Below are 26,775 nucleotides of genomic sequence, written 5' to 3' on the forward strand. Positions count from 1 at the left end.
TCGCCCTTGATTGACCTCTGAATAAACCATTGGCGTGTTTGTCAAGAGCGATAGCGCGGCCTTTCCACCTAATAAATGGTAGGTAGTATGAACCGTGCTAGTTTTTCATAGAACTTTTGACACTACCGTTTTGAATGAATATTCATTCATAATCTATTCTCCATCAACCGGCAAATATCCTTCCCGTTTAATGAAAAAGTAAATTGTGAACATTCGATGGCAAATGTTGAATTAGGTCAACATTTTTTGTATCATGTGTAAAGAGAATTGACCATTTTGTTCATTTGGTCATTTTTAAGCAAAGGAGCGCATAAAGATGGTTAAAAACAAACGAAATCAGATATTGGAAGCTGCCTCTCGTTCATTTTCATTATTTGGCTACAAAGGAACGACCATCGACCAAGTGGCAAAAATGGCAGATGTAGGGAAAGGGACGGTTTATACCGCATTCGAAAATAAAGAATATTTATTTCATGCCGTGCTTCAGCGTGTCATCGATGAGCTAAAAGCCGTTTTTGCTGAGGCTATTAAAGAAGATCAGGATGGATTTGAAAACATCACTTCCGCACTTGATGAACTTCATACGTTCAAAGAAAAACATCAACTCGTCGCGAAGCTGGCAGATGAAGTAAGAGTACTAGGTTCAGAAAGTGCGAACAAAGCGTTGCAGCAGGTCGAATACGCCATGATTGATTTAGTCAAACAACTGCTCATAAAGGCGGAGAGAAACGGTAAAATTCATTGTCCAAACCCGCAAGCAACTGCATTTCTCTTGTACAAATCCTACCTATCGCTCGTTACAGAATTTGAAGAGAATTATGCACCGTTAGAGAAAGAGGAATTGATTGACATCTTTAAGCTTCATTTTATGCACGGAATTACAAAGGACGAGGCTTAGACGCTAGAATGGTTGAGGTGAAACGATGAATCCATATATTGGAGAACTGAAAGGGATTTGGAACAATAAAAAATTGACGATCGCCTTGATTGGAATCGTGGTCATGCCACTCCTTTATGGCGGTCTTCTTATTTGGTCTTTTTGGGATCCATATTCACAAATGGACCAGCTTCCAGTAGCGATCGTCAATGAAGATCGTGGCGCAGAAATGGACGGGGAAATGATCCGAGCAGGTGACGACTTTGTGGAGGAGTTAAAGAAAGACCCGCCCCTTGACTTCCATTTTGTTACAAAGCAAGAGGCGAAACAAGGTATGGAGGACTTCTCTTACTATTTCTATGTCGAGATTCCGGAAGACTTTTCTGAAAACCTTGTTTCTGTAAAAGAAAAAGAACCTGTACAGGCCGTTATTACTTACGAAATCAATGAAGATTACAATTATGTATCTTCCCAAATTGCGACAAAAGCAATTGAAGAAATGGAAAAAGAATTGTCCGATACGTTGACATTAACGTATATCGAAATTGCAAATGATGCCTTCAGTGAGCTGACAAGTGCCGTCCTTGCTCTCCATGAAGGCTCCGATGAACTTGCAGATGGGAACGAACGTGCAGCTAATCATATGGAAACGTTAGCCAACGGCTTGCAGGAGTTAACGAACGGAGCTGAATCTCTGGCAAAAGGAATAGATGAAGCAAAAGAGGGAACCGGCCAATTTCGTTCGCAGTTCGAACAGCTTCAACAGGCCCTAGAGCAAACAACAAGTGACCTTGACATCGACAACATGTTTCGTGAAGCTCTTGAACTTACGAGGAATGGAATCATGTTGCTTGAAAGTGAGAAATATGATCGGGCAGCAGATGTGTTTGATGAGCTTGATCAGAAGTTGACCGCCATCAACCAACAGCTTTCAGATGCAGAAAAAGCAGCCACTCAATTAGAACAAGAAATCCAAAACATCCAAGAAATGATCGAGAATTTACAGCAATCAAATGAAGGGATGACAGCCTCCTTTCAAGCAGATGAAAATGGCATCAATCAAAGCTTTGAACAGGTTAGTTCAAATATGAGTGAGACCTTACAATCACTTGAGCGATTCGATGAGCAACTAGAGACATCCGAGCAAGAGATCGCCCACCTGTCCCATAGTGTCGATACGCTCCCTGGGATTATGGAAAACGTCGATCCACGCTGGAAGGATAACGATGATCTCGTGCAATGGTATGACGATTTAGCATCAACAACGGCTAAGCTAAGCGAGTTAAATGATGACTTTCATGCCGCCGTTGATAGCCAAGAGCAATTGCCACATGCAATGAATCAATTAAATAAAAGCGAACAAGAAATCTTAACAACTTTAGAGCAGCTTGAGGAAAACGTACAACAATTTCAGCAAACCACTGGAGACCTAGATGACACCTTGGTCACCGCCACGAATGAACTGCTCAAGCCGTTAGCTGATATTCAACAATTGCTCCAAACGATGCAAGAAACCCTTCCGAGTTCACTTCCTGACCAGACGGATTCCTTCCGTGAAGGAAAAGAGCAATTGTTAGAATCACTTTATCATGTAGAGCAAGGGTTAGAGCGCGGAGAGACTCTCTACCTTGAAGTGTTAACGGCTCAAGATAAAGCTTATGAAGGGATAGTGGCTCTGGATGAAGGACTGAAACAGTTGTCTGACGGTTCTCACCTTTTAGCAACAAAACTAGCTGAGGCTTCAGATGGAAGTCATGAGTTATTAGAAGGGTTGCGAAGTTTAAAAGACGGCGCTCGAAATCTGGAAGTAAATTTACAGAAATTAAAAGATGTCCTTTTTGATGTAGATCCAAATGCCTCACAGGAAAAGATGGTCGCCAATCCCATTGTTTCAAATTCAAAAAATACCGGAGACGGACACTCCTACGGTGAGGGGCTTACCCCTTATTTCTTATCAATTGGTTTGTATGTTGGGGGTCTCACGTTATCCATTATTTATCCGTTCCGAGAGCCACTTGCGCCGCATGCTAATGGGCGTCAATGGTTTATCGGAAAGCTCGGCGTCATCTATACCGTCGGAACGTTACAATCCGTCCTCATTCTCCTGTTCTTGTTCTTTGGCATCGGATTAGAGGTCAAACATCCATTGCTGTTCGTTCCGTTTACCATTTTCACGAGCCTCACTTTTTTAACGCTGATCTTTTTGCTTGTCGGCGTTCTTGATAACCCTGGACGGTTTGTTGCGATCATTCTGCTGATCCTTCAGCTTGGTGGAAGTGCTGGTAGCTTTCCCGTGGAGTTGCTCGCATCCCCACTTCAAACGTTGCACGGCTGGTTACCAATGACTTATTCAGTGCTAGGGTTCCGCTCGGTTCTGTTTATGAATTCACCTAGCCTGTTATCATCAAGTCTATGGTTTATGGGGATTCTTTTGATCCTTTGCTTTGCGGGTGCTCTTTTCTTCTACATGAAGCTATACCCTAAATGGTGTGAGCCTCATGTCGATCGAAACATGTAAAAAACAAACCACCTGTTTTTACCACAGGTGGTTTGTTCATGCTTGCTCCTTCCCCATTAAGCGTTTGACGGCTTCTTTCGGCTCCCAGCAAGAAAATTGATACGCCGGCTTCGTCTCATAACCTAGTCGAATGCATCGGTAAACCATTCCATTATTAACTTTCTCTGCTTCGAAATGAACGCACGTTGCGCAGCAATGGAAGTTCTTCACCATTCGCTCTCCCCTCCCAACGTGTTCCCTCCACTCTCCTTTTCTTTAGTACACGAGTAAAACGTCTCTGATTCACCTTTTCTATAGACCTACAATAGAACAAGAGTTGCTGTCAGATAAGCAACCCTTGTTCTTACACGTTAATGATAAACAATTTGGTCAAGACTAAATCCGTTCGTTGCTAGGACCTCGCATAATTGGTGGGCTTCTTGCTCATTTAAGCTTTGCCATTCATCATTCTCTGCTCGATCACATAAGAGAAATCGTCCGTACAATCCTTTGATTTCCTTTTGTCGGTTTACACGAACACCTTCCTTCGAGCAAATCAACGTGTAAGGCTTCCCTTCATAGTGAAACCGTAAAGACATCGCTTCTTCACCAACATGACGTAAAACATCCTTCACTCCGAACGGCAATTCCTCCACGATCGGTGCTTCCTTTGGGTGACATGTAATAACTCGCAATGCTATGCCTCCTTAGGCAGATGTAATTGTAGTCTAGACCAGCGCAAAGGAGTTCATACAATACACTATGAAATTTTTCAAACGATCGTGTGTTCATCTACACTAAAAATGATATAACCGCCGATATTTTTCATTTAAGTATTGAATAAGTGGTGCTGAATCAATACCTCCACCCGTAATATCTTGAATGATCTCTGTGGGCTTTTTCATTTTTCCATATTGATGGACTTTCTTTGTTAACCATTCCCGAATCGGGGCGTAATCTCCCGATTGAATGAGACGATCGAAGGATGGGATGTCTTTCAATATCGCTTCCTTCAATTGCGCTGAGTAAATATAACCTAGCGCATAGGAAGGAAAATAGCCAAACGCCCCAAAAGACCAGTGTACATCTTGTAAAACCCCTTCCCCATCATGAGATGGACGAAGACCAAGATATTCTTCCATTTTTTCATTCCAAAGGCCAGGTAGGTCCTTCACTTCGATGGAGTTCTCAAACAGCCCTTTCTCTAACTCGTAACGCAAAATAATATGTAAGCAGTACGTTAACTCGTCTGCTTCAATCCGAATCAGCGAAGGCTTTGCTTGATTGACAGCAAAATAGAAATCGTCGAGAGATACGTTATCAAATTGACCAGAAGCATGCTGTTTCAACAATTCATAGTTCCGTTGCCAAAATCCGTAATGCTTACCGACAAACTTTTCCCAAAAGAGGGATTGTGATTCGTGTATTCCCATCGATGTTCCTGTGCAAAGGGGTGTGCCAATTAGCTCTTTTGAAATGTTTTGTTCATAGAGAGCGTGACCCCCTTCGTGGATCGTTCCAAACAATGATACTCGGAAATCACGTTCGTTGTATTTAGTCGTCACCCGCACATCATTCGGGTTAATGCCAATCGCAAATGGATGAACGGTCTCATCGAGTCGACCAGCTTCAAAATCATACCCTATCTCACGTAAAACGGCTTCACTCAAAGCCTGTTGGTTCGCTTTCGGAAATCGTTCATATAAAACGTCGGCCTCCGGTTGTGTTGCTGATTCAGTGACGCCTTTCACCAATGGAATTAATTGATCACGAAGCGTGCCGAACACTTCGTCAATCGTATCAACGAACACGCCAGGCTCATAATCGTCCAGTAGCGTATTGTACGGATGTTTGTCGTAACCCCAATACCCAATAAAGCGCTTTTTAAACTCAACCAACTTTTCCAAATTAGGACGGAATGTTTCGAAATCTGCTTTTCCCTTCGCTTCCTCCCAAATGGATTCTGATTGGTTTTGAAGCACAACATACTCTTTATATTCTTCTTTCGGGATTTTAACGTTTCGTTCGTACTCTTTCGCACACTCTTCTACGGTTTTTCTCGTAATCTCTGAAAGTTCAGCTTGAACGCCTTCCTCTTGCAAGGCGTGTAAGTATTCGCCCATCTCTGTAGAAGTGGACATTTGAAACACTTCAGAGGAGAGGGTACCGATAACTTCCGATCGCTGCACAATTCCTTTTTTCGGGGCTCCTGTGCGAGAATCCCAAGCGAGCAAAGAGAGAGCTTGCTTATAGTCCTCGATTTTTTTGACCTGATTTAAAAAATCTTTCTCTAGCTGTTGAACAGATTGTGACATTGTTTTCCACCTTTCCAAGTTGTCCATTACTTTATTACTTCATATATCTTTATTTCGGTTTACGAAAAGGAATTTCCTGCTGACTGCAAAAATTTACGAGACTATTATTTTCATGTAAGATATAGGATAGCTATTTTTGAAATTGGAGGCCGTTGAATGAAGTTAACCGTTACAGAGCAGGCAGCAAAACTTTACATCGAGGAAGTTCCGTTAAAAAAAGGAGAGCATTTACGTCTGTATGTACGAGTCGGCGGGGTGGGTTCAGGCGGCTTTTCCGTCGGTGTGATGAAAGATGTTCCAAATGAGCGATCGTATAAACAAATAATTGACGGCGTAACGTTTTTTGTGAACGAAGATGATTTTTGGTATTTTGATGGAATGACGATCGATTTTAATCCCGATACAGGTTTTTTACATGTTGATCATCCTGAGTTTACAAACACCGATCACCCAAATCGGAAAAAATAATATATTTCTTATAAATGCGAATAATCCCGTAACACGTGAAGGGTGGTACGGGATTATTTAATGCTTTTAATCTCTTGCCTCGTCCAATTGATGAGACAATTTATCAATGAGCTCGCTGGAAAATTCAAAAAAAGCTTGATCCACTCCTGTTTGATGGGAAAAGGCGTCATAGTATTGTTTTTTTGCATCTTCTAATGCTTGGGTTGCTGCTTGTAATTGCCCTTCATCCATCGATCTTGTCGCTTGTCCGACCATATGCTCTGCACTTTTAATCGCCATCTCAACTTGCTTTAATTCGTTGTAACCGTATCGTTCTTCGCTTGGCCTTGTCATGTAATGAATGCCCTCCTTGTTTCAATCATCCAGCCCTTAGTGTATTCTTGTCGGCCCTGTTCCATTCATGAGAAAATCAAGAAGATCCGCACCTTAAAAGAGATTCGTCAACAATTTGTTGATACATAAAAATAAAAGCTTTCGGACCATCGTCCGAAAGCTTATGCCATGTTGTTTTGCACGTTCAGTTTTTTTAATATGTCCAATAATTGCTCTAAATGTTCGATTTCATATGTTGGTTCGACTTCACCCTGCTCTTTTTGTTCCCGATTGATCCAAACAGACTTTATCCCGACTCTTGACGCTCCGAGGATATCGGTCATTAGGTTATCACCGACCATGATTGCCTCATCTTTTGTAAGGGAGAGCAAGGACAACGCATGCTCAAAAATCGACGGGTCCGGTTTGCCGCGACCAAAGCCGCCAGAAATGACGATATGATCGAAATAAGGGACGAGTTCTGGTGTAATATCGAGCTTTGTTTGCTGCAGATGAGGTGATCCGTTCGTCAAAAGGAGCAATTGGTAGTTACCCTTTAATTGATCTAACACACGAAATGTTTCCTCAAAAACAAAGGGGTGTTTCTTTCGTTCTTCAGGAAAACGCTCAGCCAGCTCTTCTCCAAGCGCTTGGTCTTCGATTCCAAGCTTGGCCAATCCTTGTGTCCACGCATCCTTGCGATAGGTCGGAACGATCTCTTTCATTTTTCGAAAATGATCATTGTCATCTAAAAATTGTCCCCATAACCCTTCAAATGGGTTGATCCCGATCATCTGTGTGAATTCATACGTCTCATAGGAGGCATACAATTCTCGTGCCACCTCGCGAACAGATTCCTCTAGTGCTTCTGGATCGAGCGATCGTTTGGTCGCTGCGTATTGACAAGTGGCAACAAACGCTTCTTTCACACTTTTTTTATCCCATAACAACGTATCATCTAAGTCAAAAATGATTGCTTTTACCAAGATCATCAAACTCCTATTCGTTCACTTCTCGGTTCCAATTAAACGGATCAGGTAGCTGACCGCGTTGAATACCTGTCAACGTATCGTACAACTTTTTCGATAACTCGCCAATACGTTTATCATTAATCACCATCTGATGCTCTTTCCAATTAAGCTGGCCAATCGGCGAAACAACAGCGGCGGTTCCTGTACCAAAAGCTTCCTCAAGCTTCCCTTTTTCGTAGGCTGCAAACAATTCTTCCATCGAGATTTTACGTTCCGCAACAGGATAGCCCCAATCACGAAGCAGTTCGATGATCGACATACGCGTGACACCCTCTAAAATGCTTCCGTTTAAAATTGGCGTCACAATTTCACCATCAATTTTAAAGAAAACGTTCATGCTGCCAACTTCTTCAATGTACTTTTTCTCAATCCCATCAAGCCACATTACTTGTGCATATCCTTTTTCCGCCGCTTTTTCTTGAGCGATGTACGAAGCTGAATAATTTCCTCCGGTCTTGGCCGTTCCTGTTCCTCCGCGCACGGCTCTCGTAAACTCATCTTCTACGTAGATGTTTACAGGTTGAATGCCTTCTTTATAATAGGAACCAACCGGTGACAAAATAATCATAAAGGTGTATTCGGTTGACGGAACCGCTGATAAGTTGATTTCATTCGCAAAGACGAACGGACGAATATAAAGCGAGGTACCTTCAGCGGACGGAACCCAATCGCGATCAACTTGGAGAAGCTTCACTAAATAGTCGATGGCTGCCTCTTCTGGAATTTGCGGGATGCTAATACGATGACAGGAGCGATTCAAACGCTGGATGTTTTTTTCTGGGCGAAACAACAAAATGCGATCATCGTTTGTACGATAAGCCTTCAACCCTTCAAACACCGTTTGTCCATAATGGAACACCATCGCGGCGGGATCAAGTGTAATCGATCCGTATGGGACAATTCTTGGGTCGTGCCACCCTTTTTCCTCTGTATAATCCATCACAAACATGTGATCGGTAAATACTTTTCCAAAACTCAGCTGCTCTGGATCTGGTTTTTGCTTTGGATTACTTGATCGTTCGATCCGAAGCCCCGTATCAATCATCCGAATCTCTCCTCTTCTCTGAAAATTGTCTACTCTCGTGTATTCCATTATTTTAAAATGTCCGCCTGACAATTACAAGTGTCATTTTAGGGAAAGGGCTAGCTTTTCTTTAAGCACCTCAAGATCGTCCCATAATAAACCGATTTCCGCTAACGATTGGCCAGCCAATTCAAACGATGCTTCCTTCCACTCTTTTGCCCCGAGTTTTCGGTAAAAGCTAGCAGATGGGTTATCCTTTAACACCCATACAAAGAGATTGTTCAGCTTCCTAGCCTTTAGTTCCTGTACTAATGCTGCCAGCAGCCGTTGACCGATGCCTCTCCGCTGGTATTCTTCTAAAATGTATACTGCATAGAGCTCCCCTGCTGCCCCTTCAACTCCATCTCTCACTGGGCCACCGCTAATAAAACCAACGATTTGATCATCCTTTTCGGCTACATATAAAACAGTGTTTTCTGGTGGTTGACTAAAGTAATCCTGCCACCTTTTCTCCTTCTCTTCATAGGATAGGCTCTTTAAGAAGGGTTGCTTAATGATTCCATCATATGTTGTCCGCCAGCTATCCACATGGACGCGAGCAATTCCTGCTGCATCTTCTTTACGTGCGTGTCGGATCAATGCCATCTGTCTCATCCCTTCTTCTTAAAAAATTTAGCTTACTGGCCAGTCTTAATGGCAAAGCTGATTGTTTATCTGCATTTTCATCCGTATAGAACACTACGCTTAATCATCATACTAAAGAAACCTCGATTTAGGATCAGCACAATCGAGGCCTCGTTTTATTCAACCTTATTTCGGATCGTTACGTTCGTGTCACGCGTCTCTCCCACTAAGCGGGCGGTGCTTCCCTTACGTTTAAAAATCAAAGTTGTCTGGATCAGGGCCTACCCGTTCATTTTTGTTCAACTCGTTTATTTGCTGCATGTCTTTATCAGTCAGTTGGAAATCAAAAATATCGGCATTACTAATGATTCGGTCTTTTTTAACCGATTTAGGAATCGTGACGACTTCATTTTGTAAATCCCAACGTAAAATGATTTGTGCGGGTGTTTTCTGATGCGCTTCTGCAATGGCTACAATTGTTGGATCATTTAACAACTGACCTTGCTTCAATGGAGACCAGGCTTCCAATTGGATTTTGTTTTGCTTACAAAAGTCATGAAGCTCTGTTTGCGTTAAATGAGGATGATACTCCACTTGATTGACCATCGGAACAATCGACCCTGCCTCTAGGACGTCTTTCAGATGATGCACTTGGAAGTTGCTTACGCCGATTGCACGAACAAGCCCATCTTGATACAGTTTCTCTAGAGCTTTCCATGTCTCGACATACTTGCCTTTCACCGGCCAATGAACTAAGTATAGATCCAGATAATCAAGGCCAAGCTTTTTCAAACTTATGTTAAACGCCGAAATCGTAGAATCAAACCCCTGATCTGCATTCCATACTTTTGATGTGATGAAGAGCTCCTCACGCGGGACTCCAGATTCAGCAATCGCTTTGCCTACTCCTTCCTCATTCCCGTATACAGCTGCCGTGTCAATACTTTTGTATCCAGCCCTGATAGCATCTTTTACCGACTGGATCACTTCATCCCCTTCACTTACTTTAAACACACCAAGGCCAAACCAAGGCATTTTCACGCCGTTATGTAAGGTAGTCGTTGCTTGTAAGCTGTTTGCCATCATAGATCCTCCTTTTTTTAGAGATCGTCTTCATTTTCTAACAAAATGGAAGAAAAGAAAACAAATTTGCTCACACTTAGCGGAACCGAAATCGTTTGGTAAGCTATTGATCCTCTTCTCGCTTCCGTTTGCTTTCCCGATAAACTCCGCCCTAAGCTTTTTCGCATGTTTCCCGATCCCCTCGTTACGGTGCCACAATCTCGACTTTTATTCGGTTAGGATCTTCACAAAACACGGCATAGTGATTCGGCCCTCCGGCGAATGGATGCCGATCCTCATAAAGAATCGGATCGCCTCTTTCTTTTAATTTTTGCGTGAGTTCGTCCACTTTCTCACGTGATGCTGCATGGAACGCAAGATGGTTAAGCCCTGTTCGTTTTCGGTGAAACGTTGGAGTTTGAAAGCGGTCTTCTGTCTGCACAAAGACAAGATACGTTTTGCCATGTTTATAGCTCTTTCCTCTTGACCAGCTTTGATAGTCTTCGTATCCTAGCTCTCCCAAAAGCCAATCCCAAAACTCGATAGATTCTTCTAAATGATCAACATTGATTTCTACATGATGTAGCACAAATTCCTTTCCCCTTTCAATTTACATAAGATTATGATCGTAAACCACTCTGACACCCTTCATTTCTCCTTGACATAAGATGATCTTAACTCAAGATGAAACCTGGAAAGGAGAGACGATCAAGATGGACTTAACAGTCGCCCACTGGCTTTACTTAGCAGGCACGTGCATCATTATCTTAACGATGCTGTTTAGACAAAATGTCGTCGTGCCCGCTCTCCTCATGACGTTCTTGATCGGTTGGACATATAGCGGTTCATTTATGCAAGGATTACAAACCACGTTTAACGGTAGTTTGACAGCGGCCGGAGCATTGTTTAACATCTTTTTAATTATCGCCATCATGACGGCTTTGCTTGATGCATTGAAGTCAATAGGCTCTGATAAGCAAATGATTATTCCTTTTCAAAAAGTAATGATCAATGGCCATGTCTCGTTTTTTATTCTCGTCTTTGTTACCTATACCCTCTCCCTTTTCTTCTGGCCTGCCCCGGCTGTGCCACTGATCGGGGCATTGTTAATTCCGGTGGCCATCCGCTCAGGTTTACCAGCGATGACATCCGCATTAGCAATCTCTCTAGCTGGACATGGGATGGCTCTTTCATCAGACTTTGTCATCCAAGCAGCTCCTGCTCTTACGGCCACAGCCGCCGGTGTTGATGTGACAGAAATTACAGATAAAACATTAATTCTCTCCTTAATTGCTGGCGCCGTTTCACTGTTAATTGTTTATTTTCAAGGACGACGTCACATTCGCTCAGCCTCACCGAGGTTGTTAACAAAATGGGAGCAAAAAGAAGCAGGTAGTGGTGGTGTACAGAGGGCGGACGATCGAATGAAGGTTCGTTCTGGACGACATAGCTTCATCTATGCGTGTCTCGTACCATTAACCTTTTTAGGGATTATCGTTTACGTGATCCTCGCCACATTTACGAGTCTCGTCCCTTCAATTGCCAGTGGAGCAGGAGCGGCATTAATTGGCGGAATTGCGATTTTACTGCTCATTGCAGCCACAGCGTCGTATGACTACCGAACAGTCTTGAAGCATGTGAGCGATCATTTGACGAATGGCTTTGTGTTTGCTTTCAAAGTGATGGGACTCGTCATTCCGATTGCTGGCTTTTTCTTGATCGGCAGTAACAATCATGCTGCTAGCATTTTAAATATTCCTAGCGGTCAAGATGCCCCTGCGTTTTTGTTTGATCTCGTTCAGGCAAGTCAGCTCGTCATCCCTGAACACCCATTCGTCTCTGGTTTTGCGATTTTGATTTTAGGAATGATTTCCGGCCTTGATGGCTCTGGCTTCTCGGGTCTTCCCCTCGTCGGAACCCTTTCTGTTGCCCTCGGTCATACAACAGGAATGGATGTCGCTACTTTAGCCTCGATTGGCCAAGTAGGCGCCATTTGGGTTGGAGGCGGCACACTCGTCGCTTGGTCACCAATCATTGCCATTGCCGGCTTTGCCAAGGTCCCGATCATCGAAATGGTAAGAAGGAGCTTTATCCCTGTATGTATTGGACTAATTGTAGCGACTGCCTTCGGGCTCTTGTTTTTCTAATGAAAAAAGCGATACTCCTACCCTTTAAAAGAAGAGAAGTCATCTCGACTTCTCTTCTTGAACATAAGAAGCTAATGCGACAATCATCGCCCCCATACGTTCGAGCTCAGGTGCAACAATTCGCTTAATTCCTTCATCTTGGAGCGCTTCCGTCGTCACTTTACCAACGGAAACGGCAATCACGTGGCGTTGGAACGCTTCTACCAATAGGTCTTTCATGTTGTTCTTTTTCGCATACGTAAACAATTCCCGCACTTGAATAGCTGCCGTAAAACAAACAGCATCGAATGCCCTTTCCTCAATTTCTCGAAAAAATTGAGCCATCGTTTCTTCTTTCGCTGGAGTATGTCGGTAAGGTAACAACGTTTGAATATCGGCTCCTTTTTCCTCTAAAAAGGCCAGAAGCTTCGGCGCATTTTCTCCATGCAACTGTACCATGACCCGCTTTCCTGTCACGTCTGCACCTTCCATTGCGGCTACGAGCCCGCTTACAGTTCCGTCATTATCGACCACTTCTGCTTGAAGTCCTAATTGTTTAATGACATTCTTTGTTTTGTAACCTCTGGCAGCAATATTGGCTTCCTTCAGTCTTGCAAGAAACTCATCTTTTTTTCCGATTCGCTCGGCAAGCTCGACTAAAGTATTTGTACCGATCCCTGTCGTGAGAATAGCCCAATCTGCCCCTTTTAAAATAAACGTTTCAAGGTCTTTTAGTACTTCATCGTCGGCTCGGAAAACCGTTCCCTGCAACGACCGAACCAACGGGGTTCCTCCCTGTTTTTCAATCAATGTAGACATTTCGTCTGTTTTTCGTGTTCCGGCAAGAACCACTTTGTAACCTGAAAGTGCGTTCCCCATAGAATAGCCCCTCCTTTTTCTCCTCATAAAGAATGGTTACTAACAGTTTAAACGATTGTGTGCTTTTGACAAGTCACGCTGCTTATAAGCTCACCTTACCGCTATAAAAAAGGAGCAGTATAGTCTGCTTCTCACGTAGAAGAGGCGGTCTTGACTAAGTCCAATTCCATTTCCTCTTTTGTCTTCAAGAAAAAGACGTTTCGGTCTCGGTACAGTAAGACCACGGTTAGAATAAACGAAAGCACATCCGCAATTGGGAATGCCCACCAAACACCTGAAAGACCGAAGATGTGCGGTAAGATTAATACAAGCGGAATCAAGAAGATGATCTGTCGTGATAAGGAAAGGATCAACGCTTGCTTTGACTTGCCGAGCGACTGATACAATCCTCCCGCTACAATTTGCGCACCAATTAAAAAGGTGACACAAAAGAGAATGTGCATCGCGCTAACACCCGCTTGAATCACTTCACGATCTGCTGTGAAGACCCGTAGCAATGCTTCAGGAAACAGCATAAGTAAAGCAAAGATGCCGATGGAGAAAATGGTCGCAACCTTAAATCCAAGCATCACCGTTTCTCGTAATCGGGAATATTGTTTGGCTCCATAGTTATATCCAACAATTGGCTGCATGGCTTGCATAATTCCCATCATTGGCATCATGACAAACATCATAATACGCTGAACGAGCCCAAAAACACCTACGTAAAAATCACTACCAAAACGAAGGAGCATACTGTTGATCGCGATCATCATCAAACTAGCAGATGATTGTTGTACGAACGCTGGTAATCCAACAAGACACACTTCTTTTATGACAGAACCTTTCATACGAAGATCAGACCAATGAAGGGAGAGTGTACTTTTCCCTGTTAAAAAATAGCGAAGAACCAAGCCTGTGACAGAAGCCTGGGCAATCACTGTCGCAATAGACGCCCCAAGCACGCCCATGTTCAAACCGAAAATAAACAAGACGTCTAGCAGAATATTTAGGACAGCGGGGACGATCATCGTAACCATCGCAAATGTCGCATTTCCCTCTGAACGAATGATATTGTTTGCAGCAAAGGCAAAGAAGAAAAAAATAGAGCCTAAAAGAATAGGGAATAAATAATCGGTCGCGTACCCTTGGGTTACTGACGTAGCACCAAACAATTGTAAAGCTGGTCCAAGCAATGTGAACGCGGAAATAAATCCGATTACACTGAGAACGAGAATGACAGTCAAAATATTTCCAAACACTTGGTTCGCTTCCTCGCCGCGCCGTTCTCCTAAACGTCTTGAAATGACCGAAGCCCCACCAATCCCTAATGCCCCTGCCATTGACATCATGATCATCATAATTGGAAAGGCAATCGTTACACCTGCAACACCTTCAATTCCAACCGCGTATGAGATAAAAATCGTATCCACCACATTGTAAAGAGCCATGACGAACATTCCGATCATCGCTGGGATCGATAAACTTCTCAGTAATTTAGGAATCGCTTCGGTCCCTAATCTTTCACTTTGTTGCTTTTGTTCCATCTGCTTCACGACCTTTTTCTAGATTTGCAATTACTTTTTTTATCCATACGAGAAACAGCTGCTTCTCCTCTTGAGAGAAGCCTTCCATTAGCTGCTCTTCAAAAGCTAATAAGTTATCCCATAAAATCGCCTGAAGTTCTTCTCCTTTTTCCGTTAATGAGATCACTTTCTGTCTTTTATCTCGAGCATTATCCTTTTTCACAATTAGTTCACGCTTTCGCATCGATTCAATGATTCCATTCATCGTAGATCCTTTGATTAACAGCTTCTTTTGTAAGTTCCCTTGACTTAGATCCCCTTTCCTCGCCAAAAGGGAGAGCACCTTTGTTTGTGCAACTGTTAGCCCATAGGTAGATAAATAATCATTGTGACGATTTCGCATCAAATGGGCTGCAACACTGATGTGATAACCTACCTTATCATCAAAATCTTTATTCATTTAGTTAGCCCCCTAACAAAATTCCTTCCTAACTATACACCCAACTCAGCTAAAATAGCAACTCTTTTGTTTCATTGACTAAAAACTTCCACTAAGCTACAATCAAAACGATGAAGAGAAGCCATTAAAGGGAGTTTGCTTCACGTTTAGTTGATGACGCTTACACCCATATCTCAGTTGGAGAGAGGAGCAAGCCAAATGGAACAAAAAAAGCTGCGCGTTGGAATTATTGGAGCTGGAGGGATTGCCCGAACTGTACATATCCCTAGCTATTTATCCTTAAAAGATCAAGTAGAACTCGTTGCTATTACAGATGTACAACCTAAACATGCACAAGCTGCGGCAGAACAGTTCTCAATTCCATATGTGTATAACGATGCCTCCCGGATGATGCAGGAAGTTGAATTAGATGCTGTGAGCATTTGTACACCTAATGCTTTTCATAGGGAGCTAACAATTGAGGCATTACATGCAGGCTGTCACGTCCTTTGCGAAAAACCACCAGCGATTACCGTAGAAGATGCCAAGCAAATGGAAGCTGCAGCAAAGGAAACGGGAAACCTTTTAACGTATGGCTTCCACTATCGTCATTCCCCTGAAGTAGAAACGTTAAGACGTTTTGTCGATGAAGGTGAATTAGGAGAGATTTATCATGTCCGTGTTCAAGCGATTCGCCGCAGAGGGATCCCAGGTTGGGGCGTGTTTACAAACAAGGAGCTTCAAGGTGGGGGTCCACTTATCGATATTGGTGTCCATATGCTGGATACCGCTTTATATGTAATGGGCTTTCCAGAACCAGCAACCATTCTTGGGCAAACCCATCGGAAGATCGGGACTAAAGAGGGGGTTGGTCTGTTAGGTGAGTGGAATTGGCAGCAGTTTTCGATTGAAGATATGGCTGTTGGGATGATCACGTTTAAAAATGGCGCTTCCCTTACGATCGAAACAGCGTTTGCTGCCAATGTGAAAGAGCAGGATCATATGAATGTCTCCTTTTTTGGTGATAAAGGAGGGGCTGACTTGTTTCCCCTTTCCATCTATCAAGAAAAACATCGTACTTTACTTGATATCACACCGGTTTATTTACCAACGTACAACCATCATGAACGAGAGATTAAACATTTCGTTGATTGTTGCTTCCGTCTAGAACAGCCACTCGCTACTCCTGAGCAAGGAGTTGTGATCCAGCGTCTCATTCAAGGCCTATATCAATCGGCAGAATCAGGGAAAGCGATTCAATGGTAAAAGAAAATCATCCGATGGGAAGAGCAACTGCCCATCGGATGTTATTTTCGTGAATGCATAGCTTCGAGGCGAAGCCCCTATCGCAAATCTTCCATTTTAATAAATTCCATATCGGTAAATGTGTAATTTTCACCAGCCATTGCCCAAATGAATGTATAGTTCGCAGTGCCAACACCAGAGTGAATTGACCACGGTGGAGAAATCACTGCCTGCTCATTTTTCACAACGAGGTGGCGTGTTTCATGGGGCTGTCCCATAAAATGAAACACACGGGAGTCATCCTCCATATCAAAGTATAAGTATACTTCGTTACGTCGATCATGGATGTGGGCTGGCATCGTATTCCACATATTATTTGGCTCTAAAAGGGTCATTCCCATCATTAACTGACAGCTTTGAATTCCTTCAGAATGAATGTATTTGTAGATTGTCCGATTGTTCGATTCAGCATCTGAACCGAGCTTAGTCGGAACTGCTTCTTCAATCGGTAAAACTTTAGTTGGATACTCATGGTGAGCAAGGGCCGAGACAAAATAGAAGCGGGCAGGATTGGATGAATCCTCACTATGAAAGGACACATCTCGCTTACCGAGTCCAATATACAAGCAGTCTCTCTTGTTCAACGTATATTCGTCTCCATCCACAATCACTTTCCCCTTCGGCCCTATGTTAATAATTCCGACCTCGCGCCGCTCAAGGAAATAATCGGTTTTTAGGAAATCACCTGCATCCAATGCTAGCGGCTCCTTCATTGGGATCGCTCCCCCGATCACCGTACGGTCAAAATGGGTGTAAACCATCTGAATGTCGCCAGGAGTAAAAAGCGATTCGACTAAAAATTCTTGCCGAAGCTTATCTGTCGTGTAACGTTTTACATCTTCTGGACTAGTCGCATACCGATTTTCCATCTATAAACACTCCCTATGAATATGATCAAAAAAGATAACGCTTTCAACGAAACTATGAACTCATCCAACCGCCATCTACACACAAAATATGGCCGTTAACATAGCTTGATGCTTCCGATGCGAGAAAGACAACCGGTCCTTTTAAATCGGCAGGCGTTCCCCACTCACCTTTTGGAATTCGTGACGTAATATAGGCGTTTCTCACCTCATCGGCACGAAGCGCTGCCGTATTATCTGTCACCATATACCCTGGGGCAATGGCGTTTACATTGACTCCTTTTTTTGACCACTCGTTGGCAAGAGACTTCGTAAGTCCAGCGATGGCATGTTTGCTAGCCGTATAGGCAGGAACTCTGAGTCCACCTTGAAACGAAAGCATAGAGGCAATGTTGATAATCCGTCCAAACCCGTTTTCGATCATATGATTCCCTGCTTCGCGGCACATTTGAAAAACAGCATTTAAATTGACATTGATGACATCATTCCAATCTTTATCGGTGAAAGCCTCTGCTTCGTTGCGCCGTATAATCCCCGCATTGTTGACGAGAATATCGATACGTCCTGCCTTTTCAATCGCATCAGCGATTAATTGCTTTCCGGCCCCTTCCTCAAATAGATCTGCTTTCAGCTCGTAAAAGGTTCGACCTAAAGATTCGATCTGCTGTCGCGTTTCAGACATATCACTAATCCCAGCGCCAATAACATCCGCTCCAGCCTCTGCAAGTCCAACGGCCATCCCTTGCCCAAGCCCACGGCTAGCTCCCGTAACTAACGCGATCTTCCCTTCTAAAGAGAATAATTGCATGCTAGGTACCTCCTTTTTTGTTCGATAAGGTTCGTTATAGTTCGATTATAGCATGAAGGGAAACCGCATTCAATCATTCTTTTGCTCTATCGGTGCATAAAAAATCGTTCTGCCTAAAGTCTCTAATCTTTTCTTAATGGCTGAATCTAGGTTTATATCCGTAATGATTTCATCGACCTCTTCGATGGTGGCAAACTGAATTAATCCAACCTTTTCGAACTTGGTCGAGTCAACGAGAAGAGTAACCCGTTCAGCGCAGCGAAGTACTTGCTTTTTCCATTCCACATGCAGGCTGTTAAGCACAGTCAATCCGTGCTCAATTGAAATACCGGTTGCTCCAAAAAATAAGCGATTGACGCGAATACGCTTTAAGAGCTCGGAAGACTCTGGGCTAAAGAGTGAAGATGAAGTCCCGATACGTGTTCCACCAAGGACCATTAATTGTACTTTCTCTTTAGAGATCAATTCCGCAGCAATCCTTACATCATTCGTAATGATCGTGACTGGAAACGCCCCTAATTGCTTTGCAACTGCAAGGGTCGTGCTTCCTCCATCCATAAGAATCGTTTCATTTGGTTGAATTCGCTTGATTGCTTCACCAGCAATCGCCTGCTTCGCCAGGTTGTGCTTCGATTGTCGTTCGTTAATCGGAAAAATTCGCCCCTCGTCATCAAGAGGCACAGCTCCCCCGTGTATCCGTTTCAGCAAACCTTTCTTTTCTAAATGGACAAGGTCGATGCGAATCGTCTTTTCACTTACCTGGAGTTCCCTGCTTAAATCTGACACTTTGACCGCTTTATTCTTTTCTAACCATTCTAGAATTTTTTCGTGACGTTCGACAGATAGCATCCTATTCCTCCACTTTCGCTCGAATTCTTCCTTTCTATTATCGAACTAAAACGAACATTTGTAAACATAAAAGTTATTGTTTCCATTTTTCTGACGCAAGCTTGGCATCATTCTTTTTAGGAGTTAACCCCCTTAATGTAAAAAAGCTACACTTCATAAGAAGTACAGCTTTTCACTTTCCATATTATTGCTCTGACATTCGTTTCGTTAACGCCTTATAGCCATTTCTCGTTAAATTGAATTCGAAATCTACGTAACCGGCTTCCACTAAGTTGTTGACGATTTCTTCTCCTAACTGCGATTCTATCTTTTTCAATTCTTCATTAATAGCTGATATGTCTCCAGACATGATCAATTCTGAGTCAAGATGTTGCACGAGCTCTTTCATCGGGTCCACTTTAATAAAATATTTTTTCGTATCTAGAACCGCTTGTTGAATTCGATTTTTCGCGGAAATAAGATCTTTCATCAAGGTCGACATTTCCGAATCTTTTTCCTTCATTTTTGACCGATATTGATTTTTCTCTGCCTCATCTAGTTGAGCCTTCGTTAGCAACTCTTCGAAGAGCTGAGTTCGGTCCAAGTCCACTTGTTCGAGACGTTGGCTAATCTCTTTTTCGTAGATAATCGTTGGTTGTTCTTCACCGGCCTCGTCCGTCTCAACCTCCCCAACTGATTGTTCAACCTCCTTATCACTCTTGCTCTTAGCTACATTCATTTGAATCGAAACAGTGAGGACTCCAAGCCATACGAGAACAAGGACGCGAAACACTATATCGAACCGAACGGCAAATGTTAACATAACAGCGGCCACCACAAACATTCCTACAAGCACGCTCCAATCACCGAGCCTCTCAGGTTTTGTTAGTCGCTGAATGAACGATTTTGATCCTTTCATTTGAACTGTACTCCTTTTGTATGGACTATACTTTTAATACTATTGTTAAACGTTATTATTCTATCATATTTTTCGTATAAGGGTCTTTCTGTTTTTTTCTGGTTGTACAACCATCAAATGATGAATACATATGGGAATAGAAGAAGGACAGGTTTGGTGGTGATTTAATCGTGGCCATTTTTATGAGTTATGTTTTATTAGGTTTATCGTTAGCTGCTCCAATCGGACCCGTGAATGCTACTCAGCTAGATAGGGGAATTAAAAACGGTTTTTTTCACGCCTGGCTTGTTGGATTAGGAGCCATAACGGCTGATGTGATCTACATGCTCCTCGTATTTTTCGGCCTTGTGCACTTTTTGCAACTCCCGTTTATGCAAACTTTTCTTTGGCTTTTTGGCTTTTTTGTACTAGTCTATACAGGGATCGAAACGATCAGCTCAGTAAATCATTTAAAGGAAGCAACGAATATGAGGACAAGTGAAACGTGCCGAAAATCATTTATATATGGCTTTCTCATGTCCATTTCAAACCCATTAACGATTTTGTTCTGGCTCGGTATTTTTGGCTCTGTTTTAGCCAAAACGGCTTCCGTATACGGACCTGCACAGCTAATTTTTTATAGCAGTGCGATTTTAATTGGTTTGCTGCTGTGGGATGTAGCGATGGCAGGAATCGCGAGCGGGGCAAGGCATATGCTTACACCTGCCCGCCTCAAAATCGTTTCTATCCTATCTGGTCTTACTCTGATTGGGTTTGGTGTCTATTTCGGCCTTCAAGCCTGCCGGGTATTGTTCGGTTGATCATCATTCAGAATTTGGTTTTAACTTCACAAATATGGAAGAGCGTTTTTTTCATCGCCCTCCTCTTGCTTCCAGCGCTTTTTCATTATGAGGGTCACAATTCCGATTACAACTAAAAACCCAAGACTAAACAAAAAACCCGACCTACTTGTTCGGTGAAACAACGTCCCGATTACAGCTAACAAAATGAACAAGGTGCCAATCCAACGCTTCGTTAAACTGTATTGAATTAATTTCCCTGACGAGGCGATGATAAATAGCCAGTTATATAAGAGCATGAGTCCCGCTGCCGTCGTAAAATATTCGTAAATTCGACCGGGGATAAGCAACGACAACACGACGGATAACGCCATCCCGATCGCCGTTAGTCCGATGGCTGGGAGAGCTATTTTATTTTTTACTTTTTTGGCAAACAGATTAGGGGCATCTTTATCTGCGGCCAATGTCACTAAAATACTCGTCACAGCAAATAAAGAGGCTACCATAGTAGAAAAGCCAGCAATAATCAAGACGCCATTAAACAAATGGGACACGATCGGTAAACCGTATGGCTTCAATGCAGTAATAAATGGACTTGTCTCCGTATTAAAGCGATTGAGGGGGACGAGAATGAGGGCCAGTCCAACAGAAACGACGTATAGAAACGTAAGCAACAGCAGCATGGCACGCCCTGATTTTGCTGCATCCCCTTTTTCCTCCAAACGATTGGCAAGCAACCCCATAATTTCAATCCCGCCAAAGGCATAAAAACCGAAAATGAGGGCTGGCCAGAGTCCAAGAAACCCTTCAGGAAATAAACCGTTCCAAGTCCTCGGTATACCTGCACCTTCAGGGCCAGCGCGAAAAACCCCAAACAAAGCTAAAATGGCCAGAGCAATAAACATGACGATTGCCGCTACCTTCATAACTGCAAACAGATTTTCGATTCTGTCAAACCCTTTCGAGCCAGTCAAAATGACGATGATGCCAAGAACGGCGAAGCCACTGGCGAAAATCCACAGCGGAACATCTGGAAACCAGAAACGAGAAAAAATCGACAGAGCCGTTAGCTGACTCCCCATAATTAACATTTCTGAGGCCCAATACACCCATCCACTCGTAAACCCAGCCCATCGGCCGTAGGCTTTTTTAGCATAAGAACGAAACGATCCTTTCTCAGGGTCAGCAGACGTCATTTGTGCCAATGCATCAAAAACAATATATGTACCGATTCCTGCTAAAATAAATGCGAGCAATACAGACGGGCCGGCCATCTGGATCGCAATGCTCGAACCAAGAAAAAAGCCTGTTCCAATGATACAGCCGACCCCAAGGAGAGAGAGTTCCCACCACTTTAGCATTTTTTCAGATTCAGCCTGACTCGCCTTCATTTGGGCTCCCCTCCTTATTTTCCAGATTCGCTATCGATGTCAAGCTGAAGAGTTTCTCCACCAACCGAAATGGACGTATACAAATCACAATCGTTGAATGTCGCTTGCAACCCTTGAATATACGGCTTCACCACATCGTGAAAATCCCCTTTTGCTCCCACTTCTTGCAGATGACCGTAAACATAAAGGTTGGTGTCGAACTGAAGATAAGCTAAATAACCAATCGCTTCTTCTTTATCGGTGATCACATTCAGCACTTGCGCATCCGCTTTTATCATCTCTGGTGCCAAAAACAATTGCACAGCCATCTCCCTTTCTGAGATGTTATTTTCATTCTCCTGTTTAGCATGGTTGGACGTTGCAAAAATCATTCATGACCCGATCAAGAAAACTTGACAAGTGGCAGAAAGGATTAGCTGTACTTCTCTTAAAACTTCCCATTAGTACGTGGACTTGTGTATTCGTATGATGAGGCTAGCTCAAGGGATGGAAGCCAACGCTAATAAGCACTTTCATTTATTTGGCGAAAATTGATTGAAAAATACAGTGCAGCCTGGTCGATGGCTCCATGAATCAACAAAAAAAGGTTCGGAGCATTTTATTTTGATGGTCCGAACCTTTTATATTACATTTGGCTAGTTTTTGTCCCAATCTCAATCAAAATTAGTCAGCGACTCCCAAGGCAATCTTGGCATAGCGTGACATTTTGTCTTTTGTCCATGGTGGATTCCACACGATGTTTACATCTACGTCTCCAATTTCCTTTAGTTCTTGTAATTCTGAGAGGGTTTGCTTTACTTGATCGTGAATGACTCCTGCTAACGGACACCCCATGGAAGTTAATGTCATTACAACGGTCACATTCCACTCGGCATCTACAAGTATGTCATACACGAGACCGAGATTGACGATATCAATTCCAAGTTCAGGATCGATCACATTTTCCAATTGGGCCATGACCCGATCCTTCGTTTCTTGTATTTCTTGCTCTGTTCCCATGACAATCACCTCTCACTTTATTCTTTTCTCGATTTCCCCTCTTCCTGTCATATTATGCTTCTAAAAACTGTTCGTTAAACCATTCCTTCGCTCGCTCCACCTCTTCGCGAGTTAACTGATGGCCCCCGTCAATCCATTGCTCGTAAACATTTGCACCTGCATTCGTCAAGGTGTTGATGAGCTCCTTCGTTTCTGTTTGTGGAATAAGTGGGTCATATTTTCCAGCACCGATAAAAATCGGCATTTGCTGAAGGTCCGGTACTGTCCTGTTCCGTAATGGCACCATGGCTTTAAACAAAATGGCTCCCATCAAAGGTTGCTCGTAATGATACAGCAGGCTAACTGCGATGTTCGCACCATTAGAATAGCCGATGGCAACAAGCCGGTTACGATTAATTGCATGCTCTCTTACAGCATCATCTAAAAACTCGTGAAGCTCCTTAGTGCGGATAACTAAATCCTCTTCGTCAAATACCCCTTCCGCGATACGGCGAAAGAAACGAGGCATCCCATTTTCAAGTACGTTGCCTCTTACACCCAAAATGGAGGAGCCTGGACTTATCATTTCCGCAAGTGGGACTAAGTCATGTTCATTTCCTCCGGTCCCGTGTAATAGTAAAAGGGTCGGGGCATTTGGATCTGCCCCTTTTCGAAAAATATGCTTCATCCCGTCTCTCCTCCTTTTAAGATTGCGCTGTATCAAGTGGCTTTAAGTTTTTTTCAATCGTCTCACGCTGAGGCTCTAAATATGGCGGCAAGGCTAAGCTTTCACCTAATGTTTCGAATGGTTCATCCCCTTCAAACCCTGGGCCGTCCGTGGCAAGCTCAAATAAAATGCCATTTGGCTCTCTGAAATAAAGGGAACGGAAATAATAACGTTCGACAAATCCTGAGTTTGGCAACCCGATGTTCGTAATGTAATCTACCCATTTCTCTAACTCTTCCTTAGATTCAACCCGAAATGCTACGTGATGGACGCTCCCTCTTCCTGGTCGTTCTCGACCAATATCTTTACGGGTTTCTAGGTGTACCTCAGCTCCAGTTCCACCTTCTCCAGTTTCAAACACTTTTACATCAGGTTGACCTTCCACTAGAGACGGGTAGCTCCCTTTTTCACGATATCCCATCACATCAATTAAAATTTTCTCTGTCAGCTCAGGTCTTGAAACCGTTAGTGTAACCGGCCCAAGACCACGAATCGCATATGCTTCTGGGACAGGGCTCTCCTTCCATGGAATACCACTCGCAACGCCTTCGTTGTTTTCATCAGACACAAGCTCCAAGCGCTGACCTTCAAAATCACGGAACGCTAATGTAGCACGTCCAGTATGGTGTGAGACGCCATCATGTTCGATGCCAAACTCGTCAAATCGCTTGAGCCAATACTGAAGTGCCTCATCGCTCGGCACTCGCAGCGACGTTTTCGTAATACTGTTCGTCCCTTGGTAAGTTTGCCCAGCATGTGGAATTTCGAAAAAGGTCAGATCAGTACCTGGGTTTCCCCGTTCATCGGCATAAAACAAATGGTACACTGACGTATCATCCTGGTTAACGGTTTTCTTAACGAGCCGCATACCTAACGTCTTTGTATAAAACGTATAGTTTTCTTTAGCTTTTGCCGTAATAGCAGAAACATGGTGTTGCCCTTTAAGTGGTTTTAATTGCATGTGTGTCACTCCTCATAAGTTTAAAATTAAACTGACCGCGATAAAATTACGATAAACCGTTGTTTGATTTTTGCAGCTTTTTCAACAATCGTAACAGCTCTAGTTGTTCCTCATTCGTTAAGCTATCAAATTGAGCCGCTTGAAATCGTTGTTGCTCCGGGAGAACATCCGCTAGCAAGCTCTCCCCTTTCTCCGTTAACGTAATCAGTTTTGTACGCCATTCTTGCTCTCTTTTGACAAGGCCGAGCTTTTCTAGTTTTCCAAGAGCGTGAGTCATATTACCCTTTGTTACGAGCAGACGTTCTGCTAGCTCTTGCTGGGATAATGGCTGGTGCGTTCCAATTTGAACAAGAAGGTCAAATTGGGAGATTGAAAGCCCCCACTTTTTTAAATGTTGGTTGGATCGCTTATTGCTCTGTAAGAGCTTGTTCAAAAAGCACCTTTTTAATCAAATCATAACTAGAAAATCAGTTGACTACACTTCCATTAATGGTAATGAAAGTAAAATAATTTCAGACAAAAAAATGTACCTTCGCCCCACTCAAAATCGCACCTAAAAAAGGGTAGACTTCTCCCTTGGACCATAGACAATTTTTTGAAAAAGGTTTGATTGGGGTTAAATTAGCTAGCTATCGGCAAGGAAAGCTGTTCCACTTGGATTTCCTGTAATTTCCTTATAGCTTCAACATGATTTCCAGGTAAGACCGTATCTCGTATGTGTTTGATCATCCGTTGAATGAGTCGAAACAAATCTCTCATGATGAAGAAAGATTGGACTCTCTTGGTGGTCTTTACTGGCACCTTTTTATGTCGCATCACAGAATCGAGCTGATTCGATTCATGTGCAAAAGATAGCTCCACTTGCTTACGAAAGTTTAACATCCGTTCTTGAAGCTCTGACCCTTGTGGAACTGGACCATAGAAGAATGGGTTTTCTTCAAAGGTGAAACCGAATTGCTTATTACAAGTAGCCTGTAATGGACAGGACATACATTTGGTTTCGTCACCATGAAACCAAGACGTATAGGTTTCCTTCTCAAATCCATCCCATAGGAGTTCATGGCCAGCTTCACATTCAGGCTTTCCTTCTGATGAACAAGTTTCAGGGATGACCGTATTCTTTTTGAAATCTGTTACGACGGCCACATCATGTTTATGTAAAGATTCTATCTGGTGTTCGGCACTGAAATAGCCTAAATCTGCCACAAGATACTCTACCTTCAAATCACCGATTTCTTTTAGTTTTTCAACCAACGGAAGAAGAACATCGACATCGTGAGTATCTGGTGGAAGAATAATAGACAAGAGAACAACAGGACCCGAGGGTGCGGGGCAAACAATCGAATGTTTTCGATAGCCAATAAAAAATTTATTCTGATTGGCTTTATTCCGCTGAACGCCTACTTTGGCATCGGGATCCGAATACGTTTTGTCGCATTCACATGTCTCTTTATCTTCACAAGCACAACGTTTCTTTTTATAGCCATTCACGTGAGCAAAGACGGGTCTAGAATCAATTCCCGCAAGAGTTGGTTCTAAAAAACCATCCAGTTTCAGGGCCTGACCAATGAAATCGAATAAGATTTTATAAAAGTGCTCGGGTGTCAGAGTATGACGAAAATGAGTCAAGCTCGAATGAACAGGAACATCCTTTATGTTTGGAGTGCCGATGAAGTTGCGCCATGCCTGATTCTTAGGGTCCTTCAGCTGTCTGCAGAGCTCTCTAAAAGACGTGATCTCAGGCCGTGTAAAGTACAAATAATGCATACGAAAATACGTCCTAGCATCAATAGGCGGGCGACCACCGCCTTTATATAATGGTTTCATTTTTTCCAAGACAATAGAATCATCAACATGATCAATATAATCTATCAATTCCACATCGAAACCGAGTGTGTTATAGTAGTGGTAAGGAAGCAGTTCTAGCTGCATATCCATGAAAATGCACCTCGCAAATTGGTATTTTTGGTTGATTCGTTACTTCCATTTTACCATTTTTCGCTAAGGTGCATTTTTATTTTTTTTCGGATTTTATGGCTTTTTGAACAAGCTCT

Annotated in this window: 30 protein-coding genes; 6 read left to right on the forward strand and 24 right to left on the reverse strand. The window is 43.0% G+C overall.

The genetic code is table 11. From position 1 onward, the window contains the following. The first annotated feature begins 316 nt into the window (after positions 1–316). A complete protein-coding gene (locus E2L07_RS13240; protein ID WP_134229794.1) occupies positions 317–898 on the forward strand; it encodes a TetR/AcrR family transcriptional regulator in 582 nt (193 codons plus the stop codon). Between the two features lie 25 nt (positions 899–923). Next, a complete protein-coding gene (locus E2L07_RS13245; protein WP_134229795.1) occupies positions 924–3,395 on the forward strand; it encodes a YhgE/Pip domain-containing protein in 2,472 nt (823 codons plus the stop codon). A 36-nt stretch (positions 3,396–3,431) separates the two neighbouring features. On the opposite strand, the gene E2L07_RS20860 is transcribed toward E2L07_RS13245, so the two are convergent. The 3 genes from E2L07_RS20860 to E2L07_RS13255 form a co-directional block, all read right to left on the reverse strand. After that, on the reverse strand, positions 3,432–3,608 hold the full coding sequence (locus E2L07_RS20860) for a hypothetical protein (protein ID WP_166740080.1): 177 nt from the start codon (positions 3,606–3,608) through the stop codon (positions 3,432–3,434). 137 nt (positions 3,609–3,745) lie between these two features. Continuing rightward, a complete protein-coding gene (locus E2L07_RS13250) occupies positions 3,746–4,069 on the reverse strand; it encodes a hypothetical protein (protein ID WP_010898305.1) in 324 nt (107 codons plus the stop codon). Between the two features lie 102 nt (positions 4,070–4,171). Continuing rightward, positions 4,172–5,689, reverse strand: coding sequence for a carboxypeptidase M32 (locus E2L07_RS13255; protein WP_134229796.1), 1,518 nt, complete (start codon positions 5,687–5,689; stop codon positions 4,172–4,174). 156 nt (positions 5,690–5,845) lie between these two features. Here E2L07_RS13255 and E2L07_RS13260 point away from each other — a divergent pair, with 156 nt between their 5' ends. Further along, the gene (locus E2L07_RS13260) at positions 5,846–6,157 is read left to right on the forward strand and encodes a HesB/YadR/YfhF family protein (RefSeq protein ID WP_010898307.1); all 312 of its coding nucleotides are present in this window, start codon (positions 5,846–5,848) and stop codon (positions 6,155–6,157) included. 66 nt (positions 6,158–6,223) lie between these two features. Here E2L07_RS13260 and E2L07_RS13265 read toward each other — a convergent pair whose 3' ends face one another. The 7 genes from E2L07_RS13265 to E2L07_RS13290 form a co-directional block, all read right to left on the reverse strand. Then, positions 6,224–6,490 (reverse strand): DUF2564 family protein, encoded by a 267-nt coding sequence (locus E2L07_RS13265; RefSeq protein ID WP_053431085.1) that lies wholly within the window; start codon positions 6,488–6,490, stop codon positions 6,224–6,226. 161 nt (positions 6,491–6,651) lie between these two features. Further along, positions 6,652–7,455, reverse strand: a complete 804-nt coding sequence (locus E2L07_RS13270) for an HAD family hydrolase (RefSeq protein ID WP_053431084.1) — start codon at positions 7,453–7,455, stop codon at positions 6,652–6,654. Positions 7,456–7,468: 13 nt separating this feature from the next. Beyond that, positions 7,469–8,545, reverse strand: coding sequence for a branched-chain amino acid aminotransferase (locus tag E2L07_RS13275; RefSeq protein WP_010898313.1), 1,077 nt, complete (start codon positions 8,543–8,545; stop codon positions 7,469–7,471). Positions 8,546–8,626: 81 nt separating this feature from the next. Then, a complete protein-coding gene (locus E2L07_RS13280; RefSeq protein ID WP_053431083.1) occupies positions 8,627–9,169 on the reverse strand; it encodes a GNAT family N-acetyltransferase in 543 nt (180 codons plus the stop codon). Between the two features lie 231 nt (positions 9,170–9,400). Further along, on the reverse strand, positions 9,401–10,234 hold the full coding sequence (locus tag E2L07_RS13285) for an aldo/keto reductase (protein ID WP_420897817.1): 834 nt from the start codon (positions 10,232–10,234) through the stop codon (positions 9,401–9,403). A 14-nt stretch (positions 10,235–10,248) separates the two neighbouring features. Beyond that, on the reverse strand, positions 10,249–10,398 hold the full coding sequence (locus E2L07_RS20865) for a hypothetical protein (protein ID WP_010898316.1): 150 nt from the start codon (positions 10,396–10,398) through the stop codon (positions 10,249–10,251). Positions 10,399–10,415: 17 nt separating this feature from the next. Then, positions 10,416–10,799 (reverse strand): VOC family protein, encoded by a 384-nt coding sequence (locus E2L07_RS13290; RefSeq protein ID WP_134229798.1) that lies wholly within the window; start codon positions 10,797–10,799, stop codon positions 10,416–10,418. A 124-nt stretch (positions 10,800–10,923) separates the two neighbouring features. Here E2L07_RS13290 and E2L07_RS13295 point away from each other — a divergent pair, with 124 nt between their 5' ends. Continuing rightward, on the forward strand, positions 10,924–12,357 hold the full coding sequence (locus E2L07_RS13295) for a hypothetical protein (RefSeq protein WP_010898318.1): 1,434 nt from the start codon (positions 10,924–10,926) through the stop codon (positions 12,355–12,357). 39 nt (positions 12,358–12,396) lie between these two features. Here the strand turns inward: E2L07_RS13295 and E2L07_RS13300 are convergent, their stop codons facing one another. From E2L07_RS13300 to E2L07_RS13310, 3 genes are all read right to left on the reverse strand, one after another. After that, positions 12,397–13,215 (reverse strand): uroporphyrinogen-III synthase, encoded by an 819-nt coding sequence (locus E2L07_RS13300; RefSeq protein ID WP_134229799.1) that lies wholly within the window; start codon positions 13,213–13,215, stop codon positions 12,397–12,399. A 131-nt stretch (positions 13,216–13,346) separates the two neighbouring features. Continuing rightward, complete coding sequence (locus E2L07_RS13305) at positions 13,347–14,741, reverse strand: MATE family efflux transporter (protein WP_134229800.1); 1,395 nt, start codon at positions 14,739–14,741, stop codon at positions 13,347–13,349. After that, positions 14,719–15,180, reverse strand: a complete 462-nt coding sequence (locus tag E2L07_RS13310; protein ID WP_134229801.1) for a MarR family winged helix-turn-helix transcriptional regulator — start codon at positions 15,178–15,180, stop codon at positions 14,719–14,721. Before E2L07_RS13310 ends, E2L07_RS13305 begins: the two co-directional genes overlap by 23 nt. Positions 15,181–15,378: 198 nt before the next feature. Between E2L07_RS13310 and E2L07_RS13315 the strand changes: the two genes are divergently transcribed. Continuing rightward, positions 15,379–16,425: a Gfo/Idh/MocA family protein gene (locus tag E2L07_RS13315; protein ID WP_134229802.1), complete on the forward strand. Its 1,047-nt coding sequence runs from the start codon at positions 15,379–15,381 to the stop codon at positions 16,423–16,425. A 77-nt stretch (positions 16,426–16,502) separates the two neighbouring features. Here E2L07_RS13315 and kduI read toward each other — a convergent pair whose 3' ends face one another. The 4 genes from kduI to E2L07_RS13335 all read right to left on the reverse strand — a co-directional run bounded on the left by kduI (position 16,503) and on the right by E2L07_RS13335 (position 19,885). Beyond that, the gene (gene kduI, locus E2L07_RS13320; protein WP_134229803.1) at positions 16,503–17,333 is read right to left on the reverse strand and encodes a 5-dehydro-4-deoxy-D-glucuronate isomerase; all 831 of its coding nucleotides are present in this window, start codon (positions 17,331–17,333) and stop codon (positions 16,503–16,505) included. A gap of 52 nt (positions 17,334–17,385) precedes the next feature. Then, positions 17,386–18,138, reverse strand: a complete 753-nt coding sequence (kduD, locus tag E2L07_RS13325; protein ID WP_010898324.1) for a 2-dehydro-3-deoxy-D-gluconate 5-dehydrogenase KduD — start codon at positions 18,136–18,138, stop codon at positions 17,386–17,388. A 69-nt stretch (positions 18,139–18,207) separates the two neighbouring features. Next, positions 18,208–18,987: a DeoR/GlpR family DNA-binding transcription regulator gene (locus tag E2L07_RS13330; protein WP_134229804.1), complete on the reverse strand. Its 780-nt coding sequence runs from the start codon at positions 18,985–18,987 to the stop codon at positions 18,208–18,210. Positions 18,988–19,171: 184 nt separating this feature from the next. Beyond that, complete coding sequence (locus E2L07_RS13335; protein WP_134229805.1) at positions 19,172–19,885, reverse strand: hypothetical protein; 714 nt, start codon at positions 19,883–19,885, stop codon at positions 19,172–19,174. Between the two features lie 170 nt (positions 19,886–20,055). On the opposite strand from E2L07_RS13335, the gene E2L07_RS13340 reads away from it, so the two are divergent. Beyond that, positions 20,056–20,685, forward strand: a complete 630-nt coding sequence (locus tag E2L07_RS13340; RefSeq protein ID WP_134229806.1) for a LysE family transporter — start codon at positions 20,056–20,058, stop codon at positions 20,683–20,685. Positions 20,686–20,711: 26 nt separating this feature from the next. Here the strand turns inward: E2L07_RS13340 and E2L07_RS13345 are convergent, their stop codons facing one another. The 7 genes from E2L07_RS13345 to E2L07_RS13375 all read right to left on the reverse strand — a co-directional run bounded on the left by E2L07_RS13345 (position 20,712) and on the right by E2L07_RS13375 (position 26,659). Then, entirely contained in the window at positions 20,712–22,055 is a 1,344-nt protein-coding gene (locus E2L07_RS13345) for an amino acid permease (RefSeq protein WP_134229807.1), read from the reverse strand. Between the two features lie 14 nt (positions 22,056–22,069). Continuing rightward, a complete protein-coding gene (locus E2L07_RS13350) occupies positions 22,070–22,357 on the reverse strand; it encodes a hypothetical protein (protein ID WP_041821576.1) in 288 nt (95 codons plus the stop codon). 361 nt (positions 22,358–22,718) lie between these two features. Then, positions 22,719–23,054, reverse strand: coding sequence for a metal-sulfur cluster assembly factor (locus E2L07_RS13355; protein WP_010898330.1), 336 nt, complete (start codon positions 23,052–23,054; stop codon positions 22,719–22,721). Positions 23,055–23,106: 52 nt separating this feature from the next. After that, entirely contained in the window at positions 23,107–23,721 is a 615-nt protein-coding gene (locus tag E2L07_RS13360) for an alpha/beta hydrolase (protein WP_134229808.1), read from the reverse strand. A gap of 16 nt (positions 23,722–23,737) precedes the next feature. Further along, positions 23,738–24,721, reverse strand: a complete 984-nt coding sequence (locus E2L07_RS13365; protein WP_053431076.1) for a ring-cleaving dioxygenase — start codon at positions 24,719–24,721, stop codon at positions 23,738–23,740. A gap of 46 nt (positions 24,722–24,767) precedes the next feature. Continuing rightward, positions 24,768–25,154, reverse strand: a complete 387-nt coding sequence (locus tag E2L07_RS13370) for a MarR family winged helix-turn-helix transcriptional regulator (protein WP_134229809.1) — start codon at positions 25,152–25,154, stop codon at positions 24,768–24,770. A gap of 188 nt (positions 25,155–25,342) precedes the next feature. Next, positions 25,343–26,659 (reverse strand): transposase, encoded by a 1,317-nt coding sequence (locus tag E2L07_RS13375; protein WP_134228930.1) that lies wholly within the window; start codon positions 26,657–26,659, stop codon positions 25,343–25,345. Positions 26,660–26,775: the final 116 nt, after the last annotated feature.

The organism is Halalkalibacterium halodurans (assembly GCF_004376175.1).
GTDB classification, from domain to species: domain Bacteria; phylum Bacillota; class Bacilli; order Bacillales; family Bacillaceae_D; genus Halalkalibacterium; species Halalkalibacterium halodurans.